The following is a 12664-nucleotide window of genomic DNA, read 5'->3' on the forward strand; positions in this document are numbered from 1 at the left end:
AAGCGGGGTCCTTGGCCGGGGGACCTAGCCCCGTGCGGGAAGGACCCACGTAGGCAATCGATCTGACGCCGAAGCCAGGGATCCAGTGCCGATTACCACTGAAGGCACGGTATCGATGCTACGACTGTCCGGGTCGCCAGCGGCGAAGGGAAGAACCCTGAATGAGCGCGCTGATGGCCGTGATCATGGCGGCGGCAAGCAGGGGTAGGACAGTCGTGGTGAGGGCGTAGTTGCGGGGCAATTGGCCGTCAAGGGGTGGAAGGAGATACGGGAAGGTCGTCACGTACGCGACAGCCCCTCCCGCAGCAACGGCGACGAGGAGGGGAACGAACACGCGGATGATCGAAACCCCCAGGACGAACTGACGGCCAGCTCCCCACATCGACATGACTCCCGTCCGGCGGGCATGGGGGATGACGTCCCCCTGAACCGCCGCGGTGATGGCGAGGCCGAAGAGCACGGTCAATACGCCGGCACCGGCAGCATTCCATCTGGCCTGGTCCCGGTTCTCCTGAAGGCCGGTGATCCACGAGTCGCCGACGGGGAAGATTGCAGGTGGGGGAAGCATGGCGTGAGCAAGGTCTGACCGTAGAGCTTCGATGGGCAGATCACTCCCGTCGTAGCTGATGATGCTGGTGGAGACGGACTCAGCGCTCGGCGGGACAACCAGGGGATCGGCGACCGTCACCGTGATGGTGGTTGACCAGTCCGCGGGTGCCAGGTAGTCCAAACGCGGATCTGGGTCGATCTCCGTGCGAGACAGGCTGCCGTTGGTGCAAGGCAGTCGAAGAGAGGTCAGGGTTGCGCATGAACCAGTGATGGCGGTGGTGGAGGTGGGGTCGTGGACGTCCCCGGGCATCGACACGGCAACCACTCCCGCGCGCTCCCCGAGGGTTTCGGCGAGCAGTTCGCGTTGGTCGGGGGTGTCGACTCGCCCGGTCACCTCGAGGAGGGACGAACCGAAGGCAGCCTGGGTGGCTTGGGCATTGCGAGTGAAGGAGTTCGTCAGAGTGGACAGGACCATGGCGTGGGCGATGAGGACGACCATGATGGCCATTCCGGCACCGAGACGGCGAACGGACCGCGGGTCGTTGAGCAATTGGCGGCCGGCGACGATCATCGCGGGGCTGCCGGCACCCCGCCCGAGCCGCGTCAGAGCACGGGCGGCAAGAGCGGTGGCGCTGCCGATGAACGAGGGAAGAGTGAGAGCGACCAGGCCCAGGCCGGCATAGCCGATCAGCAGTCTCGGAGTTGAGTCCTCCCAGCTGAGCGTGGCGATGAGTGCCTGCGTCATCGTGAGGCAGGCCAAGGGGAGAGGAGCAAGACTCCACCAGCGTTCCCGGACCCGCCCTGGAAGCGGTCTGGTCCCTCGTAGGCGCCGGGGACGGTTCATCACGATAAGGAGGCACACCGCGATGAGCCACCCTGCCCCAGCGGCACCGAGAGCCAGAGGTGCCTGGGCCCGAAGGTCGCGGGCCAGGATGACTGCTTCGGACGCGGGCACGGGCACGTCGATCAGCATCATCAGGGCAAGGATCGCTAGCGCACCGAGTCCGCCGATGACGAGACCGTGGCCCGTGGCGCCCCAGAGGAACGCTAGATGCTCACGGGGACCGGCGCCCTGGGCACGGAGAACCTGAAGCCGGCGATCGCGGCGTGCGGACCCGGTGCGGGAAGCGACCAGCATGAGTGTCATCGCTGGGAGGACGGCGGCGATGCCTGCTCCTGACAGCGCCTGGGCAAGGCTTCTCTGGTATGCGGCACCACCGAAGAACCCTTCTTGGTTCGCGCGGGCCGGATAAGGGACGCCGTAGCCGGTCAAGGGAATGCCTTCGACCCGGTCGAGGATGTCATCGGCCGGACGGACATAGGCGATCCGTTCCTGTGGAGAGACGAGGCCCTCCAACTGGATCGTCTGCCTGCTTTCCGTGCCGTAGCGCTCGAGGACCTCCCGTCCCGCCTGGGTCCCACGGAGAGCGGGCGCGAGGACGACCTGCCCGGGGTCAGGCCAGGCCTCCAAACCAGGGGGGAGAGGAGTGTCGGCTTCCGGGACGACAACGAAGACATGCACCCAGCGACCGTCTGCCGTATCGGCAATGATGCGCCACCTCGGCCCCTCGACGGTCATCCCGCCGACCCCGGTGTAGGCAGTAGGAACCCGCGCGTAATCCCGTTCCAAACGCTCCTGGTAGCTTCCGATCAGGATGCCCATCGCGGCGATGGCCAATGTCAGAAGCGCTGTGGCGACTGTGATCACAAGGGTTCCCGTGCGTCGTTCCGGAGTGCCGCGATCCACGTCCTTCCCGAGACGGACCCACGAGTAGCGCGCCGAACCCGCTTGGCGCGTCACGGCGCAGGTTCGAGGTGGGCCACCCCGTTGTGGTCGGGGACGAGGGAGAAGGCGGCGTCCGCCCGTCGTGCCAGCGCATCGTCGTGAGTCACGATCAGGACGCTGCTGCCCCATCGCTTGGGAATGGACAGCACGAGATCTCCGACCATCTCGCGGAACTCGGCATCGAGTGACCCTGTGGGCTCGTCGGCGAGGACGAGGGAAGGGCGCGTGATCAGTGCTCGGGCTACCGCCACTCGCTGGTGCTCCCCACCGGAGAGCACCTGCGTGCTCACCCCCCGGGCTGGTACCCCCAAGTCCTCCAGGAGTTCCTCCGCTTCCTGGAACGCCGCTCGCCGAGGTGAGCCCGCCAAGATCGCGGCGATGGCCACGTTCTCAACGGGCTCAAGCTCCTCGAGCAGTTCCCCGTGCTGGAATACGACCGACACGGTGTGACGGAGGTACTCACGCCGATGAGCGCCGCGCAGGGAGTGGACGCCCTTCCCATCGACCTCGATGGTCCCTGATGCGATCGGGACCATGCCCAGGATCGCGCTGAGGAGTGAGGACTTCCCCGATCCCGACCTGCCGGTGATCGCAGCGGACATGCCGTCCTCGAGGCTCAGGTCGATTCCGGAGACGACAGTGCGCCGTCCATGACGGATTGCAACATCGCTGCAGTGCATCACATCAGTGGCCTCTCGAGCAGGGTGGTCATGCATTCAGCAACCAGCGGCGCCGATCAACGGGCGTGACCGGTGCCGCTGGTGAGCGGCGAGGAATTATCAGATGTACTGGCGGGTGCCGCAGCCATCGGGCCTGACCGGGCGATCAACACAGGTCTGGAACGAGGAGACCCTCGTGCTGCCGCTGAGGGTAGCGCTCGCAGTCTCACCGTGGGCCCTGGTGATCAGCTGGTACCGGGAGGAGGAGTTGTTTCGCCAATAGTTCCCGTAGGCACGGACCCCGTCCGCCTTTCCGTCGCGAACGGAAACAGTGGTTCTGGCGCTGTTGACGTTCATGACAGAACCACCTCCATCTTAACTCTGTGAATACGCCTGGGCTGCGCCTGCTCCCGTGGCAATCACCCTGCTGCGAACGCCGTCACCAGTGCGCGTCTGAGATGTGCGGTCGTCTTTGACATGAGCAAACACCTTCCCCCTTGAGTGAAGTAGATCGGCTCTGATCTACCAAGGTGGACGCTACCGCCCCCCCCTCAGCCTCCGCAAGGTCAGCTGACGACATCCTGGTTGCTCCAGAACCGCGGTGCACCGCCTGAGGTGCGCATAGAGCCTGCACTCGGCCCATGTCGGATCTATCGTGCGCGAACGCCCGCGGCCCGTCGATATATCGAGCAGCAGGCGCACCGGAGTTGGAGCCACGACGCCTGCGGTGACCGCCTCGCCTTCTCGGCATCAGCCTGCCTGGTCTCCGCGGCGCGGAGGTGAGCGTCGGAACGGCGCCCTGGGAACCGATTGTCGAAGGCGCGAGCATCCGCAGTGATCCACGCGACGGGTGTCAGCGCCCCAGGCTACGATGGCACACGTCACAGATACTCGGGGGCAACGAAGGAGCTCACATGGGATTCATCCAGGCATTCAAGGGCGCCATCGGCGGTATGTTCGCCGATCAGTGGAAGGACTTCCTCACCATTCCGGACGGCCTGCCGCAGACGGCAGCGCTGTTCCCGGCGGTGCCGCGCGGCACCAACGCCGGTCGCGGCTCGAACGTGCGCGGCTCGCAGAACGTCATCTCCAACGGCTCGCGGATCCTGGTGCCCCAGGGGTACGGCCTGATCACGGTGCTGGACGGTCGCGCCACCGGCATGATCACCGAGGCCGGCGGCTACGAGTTCAACAGCGACTCGCCTGATTCCCGCTCCGTGTTCGCCGGCGATGATCCGCTGGCCTCGACCGTGGGCATGTCGTGGGAGCGCTTCAAGTTCGGTGGCCGCCCCACCTCGCAGCAGCTCGCGTTCTTCGTGAACCTCAAGGAGATCCCGGACAACCGCTTCGGCACCCAGTCGGAGATCTACTGGGACGACGCCTACCTCAACACCCAGGTCGGCGCCGTGGCGCGCGGCTCCTACACCATGCGGATCATCGACCCGCTGCTGTTCGTGCACAACTTCGTGCCCGCCACCTTCATCTCCGAGGGTGCACCGGTGTTCGACTTCTCCGACCCGGACAACTCCGCCGGCAATCAGCTGTTCCAGGAGGTGGTCGGCTCGCTCGCGGCCGCCTTCTCCCGCTACACCAACGACCCGGACAAGGGCAACCGCATCACCCGCATCCAGGGCGACTCGGTGGGCTTCGCCCAGTCCCTGGCCGCCGCGGTGGAGGAGGGGTACCGCTGGTCCACCGACCGCGGTCTCACCATCGTCAAGGTCGCGATCGCCTCGATCGAGTACGACCAGCGCACCCGTGAGCTGCTGGCGGACGTCCAGAAGGCCGATGCCCTCTCCGGCAACCGCTCGCAGTCCTTCATCAACCAGGCCGTGGCTCGCGGTGTGCAGTCCGCCGGGGAGACCGGCGGCGGTGCGGGCCTGGCGATGTTCGGGGCAGGTGCCGGAGCAGCCGGTGGTCTGGTGCAGCCGGTCCAGCCCTGGCAGAACCAGCCCGGCCAGCAGCCCCAGCAGGGCCAGCCCCAGCAGGGCGGCCAGCAGGCGCCCCAGCAGGACGACCCGGTGGCCAAGCTCGCCCAGTACAAGAAGATGCTGGAGGACGGCCTGATCACCGAGGAGGACTACGAGGCGGCGAAGAAGAACGCCCTCGGGCTCTGACATGTCGGTCCCTCCCCAGCAACCGGGCTGGGCGCGCCCCCAGTGGCCCGCCCAGCCGGGGACCCAGCAGAACCCTGCTCCCGGGGGGCACGACGGGAGCGGTGCCCCTGCCGGGCCGCCCTCGCAGGCCGGTGCGCCCGGGCAGCCGAACGCCTTCGGGCAGCCCAGTTACCCAGCCGCGCCCGGCGGCGGGATGCTGCCGCCCCCGCCCGGCCGTCGACCCCAGGCGGCACCGGGATCCCAGGAGGCCCGTCGGGCGGATCCGATCCCCTCGGGCGCCCAGAGCACGGGCCAGCGGGAGGTGCCCCAATGGGCCGGTGACCAGTACCGCAGCGGCGGCGCCCACGCCGAGCGCAGCGGGACCCCGTACGGTCAGCGGCGCCCGGCCGGTCCGGCGCACGGACAGCAGCGTCCCGTGGGCCCCCAGGCCGGAGGGGCCCCGCACGGGGCCCCGGGCCAGGGAGGTCCCTCGGGCCAGGGCGGCGCTCCCGAGGGCCGGGCAGCGACCATGCTGCCCGAGCAGTCCCTCGGCGAGGCCGCGCAGAAGGCGCTGAGGAACGCCGGCAACCGCATCGTCGACACCAGCTCCGGCAAGACCGACGGCCTGGACAAGTGCCCCCGCTGCGGCAGCACCGACATCCACTACTCGATCACCGCGAAGGCCCTGGTATGCGGGTACTGCCGCAACCAGTGGAACGAGGACGTGGCCGAGCAGGCCTTCGGCCTGGACAGCGCCATCGAGGAGCTGCGCGGCCACACCATGGCCTCCGGCACCGGCGACATCCGCGAGGACCTCACCACCGTCACCCTGAAGTGCCAGGGCTGCGGTGCCGAGGTCGTCATCAGGGTCGACGAGCAGCTGCAGAAGCGCTGCCACTGGTGCCGCCAGACCCTCTCCATCAACACGCAGATCCCCAACGGTGCCGTGCCCGACGCAGTCCTGCCCTTCCAGCTCACCCGAGAGCAGGCCATCGACCGGATCAACGAGTTCGTCGGGTCCCGCCGCGCCTTCGCCCACGCCCGCTTCAAGAGCGAGTTCGTGCCCGACAACGTGATGGGCGTGTACATCCCGTACATGGTGGTCGACGGCAACTTGCACGCCGTGATGCGGGGCACGGGCGAGGTGACCACCCGCCAGTACACCGTGCGCCGCAAGGTGGGGGACAACTACGTCTCGGAGACCTACTACGACGCCGACGTGTACGACGTGCGCCGCGCCTTCGACCTGCTGGTGGACGACCTCACCGTGGAATCCTCCCGCCGGTACGACGCGCGCGACAACACCCGCTCCACCAACAACATCCTCAACGCCGTCCAGCCGTACGACACCGCCGCCGCCGTCGCCTACAACTCCAACTACCTGCGGGGCTTCACCTCGGAGCGGCGCGACCTGAACATCCGCGACGTCGACGACAGCGTCGAGGAGAAGTTCCTGTCCATCGCCCGCGCCAAGGCCCGCCCCACCATCTCCCGGTACGACCGTGGCGTGCGATGGGAGCACGAGGGCGTGGCCGTGCACGGCACCCGCTGGGTGGCCGTGTACGTGCCGGTGTGGCTGTACAGCTACGCGGACTCCGCGAAGGGCGAGGGCTCGCTCGTGCACTACATCGCCGTCAACGGCCGCAACGGCAACACCATGGGCTCGGTGCCCGTGTCCCACCCGAAGATCTTCGCGCTGTCCTGCGCGCTCGGCAGCATGGCCACGGCCATCGCTGCCGCCATCGGCTGGGGATGGTTCTTCCTCGGCTGAACCCCGCCCGTCCCACGCTCCGCCCGCCCACCAGGTTTCGCTCCACCCGCCCACCAGGTTCTGCTCCACCCGCCCACCAGGTTCTGCTCCACCCGCCCACCCCACCTATCAGGGAAGGACATCGCGATGCTGCCGCTGCTCGCCGACGCCGCCACCGCCGTGGACCCCGCTGCCGTGACGATCCTCGCCGACTCCGGGGACAGCGGGGTGGCGGGGTTGATGTTCCCCTTCATCGCGGGACCGGCCGTGTTCGCCGCCGTGTACGGGGGGATCTACCGCTACTACCGCAACACCGACAAGCGCCACCACTTCGAGAAGGAGACCGAGGTGGCGGTGGGGAACCTGCGCACCGGAGACCGCAGGCGCGGAAGCAACAACCGCCAGAGCAGCCGCACCATGAGCGGAGCCAACCAGGACAACCACCTGGAGCGAGTGCGCCGCATCGCGGTGCGATGACACAGCGAGGACCATGGGCGCTGGCACCGGGGGCGAGACGGGCAGCCGCGAGTTCGACGCGATCGTCGTCGGCGCTGGACTGGCAGGACTGGTCGCCGCCTGCGAGATCGCCGACCTCCTGAACACAGGGCCCGGCGGCCTGCCCCCGACAGCCGCTTGATCGGTGGTGCGGGTCGCGCAGTCCGGGTCCGCGTGGTCAGTCGCCCGTCGGCCGCGCCTCGGGCAGCAGCATGGTGGAGAAGTCGCGGTCACCGTGACCGGCGTCGATCTCCGCATCCAAGGAGGCGAGAGCGGCCCTGACCGCGGGCAGGTCCGAACCGGGCCGAGGGGAGGCCGGGATCGCGGTGCCCGCGGGGACATCGGCCGTGCCGCCCTGCTCCGCTGCAGTGGCAGCGACGGTGTCGATCATCAGCCGGGCATCCTTGGCGATCGCATCGGCCGTGAAGTCACCGCCCTCGGTGGTGCGCTCACCGCGCACGAACGGGCCCTTCATCCCCGCGATGAACGCCAGGCCTGTCGAGGCCAGCATGTCCAGCACGTCCTCGGCCGGCGTCCCCGTGGCCGCGCCGAGCGCGAGTGCCTCCCGCAGGCCCTGCGCGCTCACCGCGAGCGCCAGGTTCGCCAGCAGCTTCCCGGTGGCGGCCTTCGCGGCAGTGTCCACGCCGCGCAGACGCTCCGGGTCAGCCCACGGTGCGACCAGCGCCAGCACCTTCTCCCGCAGAGCATCGTCCGGGGTGCCGACGTACACACCGAGCTTCCCGGCCCGGGCCGGGCCCAGGGTGCCGATCACGGGCACGCCCACATAGGTGGGGACGGCCGCGCCGAACTCCTCGGCGTCGGCGGGGGAGACGGTGGTGGTGTCCACCCACGGGACACCCGCGGGGATCAGACCGGGGCCGATGACGGTCTCGCGCACCGCGTCCGGGCCGAACAGCGAGGTGACCACCACCTCCGCGCCCTGGACGGCCTCGGCAGGGGAGGAGGCCACACGTGCCCCGGCCTCGGCCAGGCGCTGCGTGCGACGCTCGGTGCGGTTCCACACCCTCAGCTCGTGCTCAGCGAGCAGATGGAGGGCGAGCTCGGTGCCCATGCGTCCGGTTCCCAGAAACGTGATCCTCATGGGGCGAGTCTCTCACCAGCACAGATGCCTCGCCACCGGAACATGCCGTGACCTGTGCATTGTGGGCCGCCCTATCGGGGTCGGGGCCCACCGTGCACAATGGAGGCCATGTCTCCCAGGATCAGCCGTCGTCGTGCCCTCACCGCCGCCGCTGCTGCCGGCCTCGCAATCCCCACCGCTGCCGCCCAGGCCCAGCCCGCAGCTCCGGAGCGCGCCGCGCAGTCCGTCCCTGCTCGTGGGAACGGGGGCCGGTCGATGAACGTCCGCTTCGCCACCTACAACGCCTCCCTCAACCGGGCCACCGAGGGCGAGCTGCTGGAGGACCTCGCCACGGGGGAGGACGTGCAGATCAAGGCGATCGCCCAGGTCATCCAGATCAACAACCCCGACGTCCTGCTGATCAACGAGTTCGACCACGACGCTGACCACCGCGGGATCGACCTGTTCCGCCGCAACTACCTCGAAGTGGGGCAGAACGGCCGCAGCCCCGTGCACTACCCGTACGCGTACACCGCACCGGTGAACACCGGCGTGCCCAGCGGGCTGGACCTGAACCGTGACGGCACCGTGGGCGGCCCGGACGACGCCTGGGGCTTCGGCGAGTTCCCCGGCCAGTACGGCATGGTGGTGCTCTCCCGGTACCCGATCCTCACGCACCAGGTGCGCACCTTCCGGGATCTGCGCTGGGCCTCGATGCCCGGCAACCTGATCCCGGAGAGCTTCTACGGCAGCGAGATCGCCCCGCAGCTGCGCCTGAGCTCCAAGTCCCACTGGGATGTGCCGGTCCAGGTGGGCTCCACCACCATCCACCTGCTGGCCGCCCACCCCACCCCGCCCAGCTTCGACGGTCCCGAGGATCGCAACGGCCGCCGCAACCATGACGAGATCCGCCTGTGGGCGGATTACCTCAGCCCCGGGAGGCCTCCCGCTGGATCGTGGACGACGCCGGCACCCGGGGCGGGCTGCACCCCAGCGAGTCCTTCGTGATCGCCGGTGACTACAACTCCGATCCGAAGGACGGCGACTCCTGGCCCGGCGCCATCGACCAGCTGCTCAACCACCCGCGGGTTCGCGACACGAAGCCCGCCAGCCAGGGCGCCGTCGACGCCGCCCAGAAGCAGAGCGGCAGCAACGAGGACCATCAGGGCGATCCCCGCTACGACACGGCGGACTTCTCCGACGTGCCCAGCCCGGGCAACCTCCGCGTGGACTACGTGCTGCCCTCCAAGGACCTCCAGGTGGTGAGCTCGGCCGTGTACTGGCCGGCCCCGGGACAGCCCGGCAGCGAGCTCACCGGCGAGTACCCCTTCCCCACCTCGGACCACCGCCTGGTCCGGGTGGACATCCAGTGCCGCGGGCTTTGATCGGCAGCGAGATCTGCGACCGCCGGGGGCCGTGAACGTCTGCTGGCCCCACGAACCGCGCCGGGCGAGCCCCCACCGGCCGACGTAGTCTGCTCCCATGAGCGCGCACACATCGCCCGACGCCCCTGAGCCCGCACGCACCGCGGGCCTGCCCCCGGTGATCGACGTGGCCGAACTGCGGGACCTGCAGGGCGGCACCGCCCAGACCGGTGAGGAATCCGCGGTGCGGCTGCTGGACGTGCGCTGGGCGCTGGACGGCTCCAAGGGGCACCACACCTACCTCGCCGGGCACCTTCCCGAAGCGGTCTACATCGACCTGCCCGCCGCCCTGGCCGCACCTGCCCAGGTGGGGCGGGGCCGCCACCCGTTGCCCGATCCGGAGGACTTCGCCGGCGCCCTGCGCTCAGCCGGCGTCGACGAGTCCACGATCGTGGTGGCCTACGACGATGCCGACGGCTCCCAGGCCTCCCGCCTGGTGTGGATGCTGCGTTCCCTGGACCAGCCCGCCGCCCTGCTGGACGGCGGTCTCGACGCATGGGACGGGGAGCTCGCCACCGATGACGTGCGACCCGAGCCCGGCAGCGTCCCGGCCAGGCCCTGGCCGGAGACGGCGATCGCCACCATCGACGAGGTGGCCTCCGGGAGCGCCCTGGTGATCGACGCCCGCGCACCAGAGCGCTACCGAGGCGAGGTGGAGCCGATGGACCCCCGCGCCGGCCACGTGCCCGGGGCCATCAATCTGCCGTTCTCCCAGAACACCGACGAGCACGGCCGCTTCCTGCCGCCGCAGCAGCTGCGTGAGCGCTTCGCCGCCGCCGGTGTCGAGCCCGGCGGCGAGGTCATCGTGTACTGCGGCTCCGGGGTGACCGCCACCCACGACATCCTGGCCCTGGAGCGCGCTGGCTACGAGGGCGTGCGGCTGTTCCCCGGCTCGTGGTCGCAGTGGAGCGCTGACGACACCCGCGAGGTCGCCACCGGCCCCAACCCCTGAGGTCAGTCCGGCGGGCCCAGCTCGCGGATCGCATCGACGATGCGGCGGTGCCGGCGATGCAGCTCGTGCTCGTCATCGTCGGTGCCGTCCTTGCCCAGCACGGCGGCCCAGATCGGCACGAGCTCCTCGTGGTAGGCGTGTCCGTGCCCGCCGGTGACCTTGATCGACAGGGGCATGTCGGCCGCGATCTGCCAGAACGTGATCCAGGGGAACCAGCGCATGGCGTCGGTGACGTCGTGCCCCACCCGCTCCCGCAGCCACGCGGGCTCCGCCCACAGCAGCGAGGGCTCCCACCACGCCACCGGGTCGGAGGGATGCTGGGCGTACACCACGCGCGGGCTCTGCCACGGCTCGTAGAGCCCGCCCCAGTAGTCCTGGTACAGGTCACGGGGCCGGGTCACCACCCGCACGTGACGGCCGTTGTCCAGGATCGGGGCGATCGCGGGGGCGCCCGGTCGGCTGCGGGCCACCAGCTGGCGCCAGATCGGGGTGAAGCCGGGCGTGCCGGTCCACACTGCCCCGTCCACCCTGTCCAGCATGTCCGGCAGATCGCGGAAGGCGGCATGGCCGCCGAACGATCCCAGTGACTCCCCGGCCACGAACAGTCGCGGCCTGTCCGCCGCCGGCATCCGGTCCAGCCGCCTGCGCACCGCGTCGAACAGGAGGTGCCCGGCCCGCTGCGGGGAGCGGCGGTCCAGGATGTAGCTGAGCGCGCTGGTGTACACCGAGTACTGCAGGGACGCGGTGGCGCAGTTGCCACCGGTGAGGAACTCGATCGCCGAGAGCGACCACTCCTGCAGCCAGCCGGTGCCCGTCCCGGTGAACAGCACCAGCACCTCCCGTTCCCAGGCGCCGGTGCGGTCCAGCTCCGCCAGCACCGCGTCCACCGCTTCCTCGATGGTGCGGGTGGTGGACTTGCCGGCGTACACCCGGATCGGCTCCACCGCCGGCTCGCCCGTGGTCGCGGAGATCAAACGGGCGTCGGCCCCGAAGGACACGATCCGGCGGCCCTGCGCACCCAGGGCCGTCCAGTCCTCGCCCGAGGCGGCACTGCCCGAGCGCAGCGGTGAGGCAGGCGGTGTGAGCTCGGGGGAGATCAGAAGGTTGGCGGCTTCGGCGCGCTCGATGGCCTGCTCCAGCAGCCGCCCCCGCACGAACCGCTCTGCCAGCACACCGACGGTGGCCAGGGTCAGCAGCAGGGACGTGGCCTCCAGCACCCGCGGCGGCAGGTAGGGGCGCAGCACCGCGCGGTACACGCGCGCGGTGGCGATCACGGCGCGGGCCGCCAGCAGGGCACCGGCCGACGCGGCCACCCCGCCGGCGGCGCCCACCAGGTGGGTGGCGAGGTTCTTGGGCTCCTGCTGCACCAGGTGGCTGATCTCCCGCTGCCGCAGCACGCCACGCACCCACGAGTAGGTGGTGATGCCGGTCAGCGCCGCCCCGCCCAGCAGGCGCGCCCGATGCCGATGCTCCGGGGAGATGCTCACCTGCAGGCCCACCGCCCGGCCGGCGCGCCCCAGCAGTCGCCGGGTGAGAGCGCCGGTGGTGTACCCGTAGATCTGCGAGAGCCCGATGTTGGCCGTCCACATCCACCAGGTGCGCGGCAGCAGACTGGGGGAGGTGGCGATCCAGGCAGCGGCGGAGGCGCCCAGGAAGCCACCGGTGTCCAGGGGTGCGCGCACGGCGGTGCGCCACACCTGCTGACCGGTGGCGCGTGTCGCCCCGCGCAGCGCGGAGGCGATCCCCCGGGCGGCATGCCCGATCCCCCTGCCGGCGCGGTCGATCCCTGTGGCGGCTGAACCGAGGCCGAGAACCATGGCGGTAGGCTATCGGAACGCGCCCGGTCGGACGTCCTGCAGCGCTGCCCCGTAG

The 12664-nt window shown here is 69.9% G+C and carries 9 protein-coding genes and 1 pseudogene; 6 read left to right on the forward strand and 4 right to left on the reverse strand.

All coding sequences use genetic code 11. The annotated features are described in order from the left end of the window. Positions 1–118 precede the first annotated feature (118 nt). Both IOE58_RS11870 and IOE58_RS11875 read right to left on the reverse strand, forming a co-directional pair. Positions 119–2257, reverse strand: coding sequence for a hypothetical protein (locus tag IOE58_RS11870; protein ID WP_193866592.1), 2139 nt, complete (start codon positions 2255–2257; stop codon positions 119–121). A gap of 89 nt (positions 2258–2346) precedes the next feature. Continuing rightward, positions 2347–3051: an ATP-binding cassette domain-containing protein gene (locus tag IOE58_RS11875; RefSeq protein WP_348981971.1), complete on the reverse strand. Its 705-nt coding sequence runs from the start codon at positions 3049–3051 to the stop codon at positions 2347–2349. An 857-nt stretch (positions 3052–3908) separates the two neighbouring features. Here IOE58_RS11875 and IOE58_RS11880 point away from each other — a divergent pair. The 4 genes from IOE58_RS11880 (at position 3909) to IOE58_RS11895 (ending at position 7477) form a co-directional block, all read left to right on the forward strand. After that, entirely contained in the window at positions 3909–5111 is a 1203-nt protein-coding gene (locus tag IOE58_RS11880) for an SPFH domain-containing protein (protein ID WP_193866594.1), read from the forward strand. Between the two features lies 1 nt (position 5112). After that, positions 5113–6861 carry a TFIIB-type zinc ribbon-containing protein gene (locus tag IOE58_RS11885; RefSeq protein ID WP_228019937.1) on the forward strand — a complete coding sequence of 583 codons (1749 nt, stop codon included), beginning with the start codon at positions 5113–5115 and terminating at the stop codon, positions 6859–6861. A gap of 126 nt (positions 6862–6987) precedes the next feature. Next, the gene (locus IOE58_RS11890; RefSeq protein ID WP_193866595.1) at positions 6988–7317 is read left to right on the forward strand and encodes a hypothetical protein; all 330 of its coding nucleotides are present in this window, start codon (positions 6988–6990) and stop codon (positions 7315–7317) included. 13 nt (positions 7318–7330) lie between these two features. Then, positions 7331–7477: a hypothetical protein gene (locus IOE58_RS11895; protein WP_193866596.1), complete on the forward strand. Its 147-nt coding sequence runs from the start codon at positions 7331–7333 to the stop codon at positions 7475–7477. 36 nt (positions 7478–7513) lie between these two features. On the opposite strand, the gene IOE58_RS11900 is transcribed toward IOE58_RS11895, so the two are convergent. Further along, the gene (locus IOE58_RS11900; RefSeq protein WP_193866597.1) at positions 7514–8437 is read right to left on the reverse strand and encodes an NAD(P)-dependent oxidoreductase; all 924 of its coding nucleotides are present in this window, start codon (positions 8435–8437) and stop codon (positions 7514–7516) included. 108 nt (positions 8438–8545) lie between these two features. Between IOE58_RS11900 and IOE58_RS11905 the strand changes: the two are divergent. After that, positions 8546–9801: pseudogene (locus IOE58_RS11905) on the forward strand (endonuclease/exonuclease/phosphatase family protein). 97 nt (positions 9802–9898) lie between these two features. Further along, the gene (locus IOE58_RS11910) at positions 9899–10792 is read left to right on the forward strand and encodes a sulfurtransferase (RefSeq protein ID WP_193866598.1); all 894 of its coding nucleotides are present in this window, start codon (positions 9899–9901) and stop codon (positions 10790–10792) included. Positions 10793–10794: 2 nt separating this feature from the next. Here IOE58_RS11910 and IOE58_RS11915 read toward each other — a convergent pair whose 3' ends face one another. Beyond that, entirely contained in the window at positions 10795–12609 is a 1815-nt protein-coding gene (locus IOE58_RS11915; protein WP_193866599.1) for an alpha/beta hydrolase, read from the reverse strand. Positions 12610–12664 lie beyond the last annotated feature (55 nt).

Origin of the sequence: Brachybacterium epidermidis, from assembly GCF_015209585.1 — a bacterium.
Taxonomy (GTDB): Bacteria; Actinomycetota; Actinomycetes; order Actinomycetales; family Dermabacteraceae; genus Brachybacterium; species Brachybacterium epidermidis.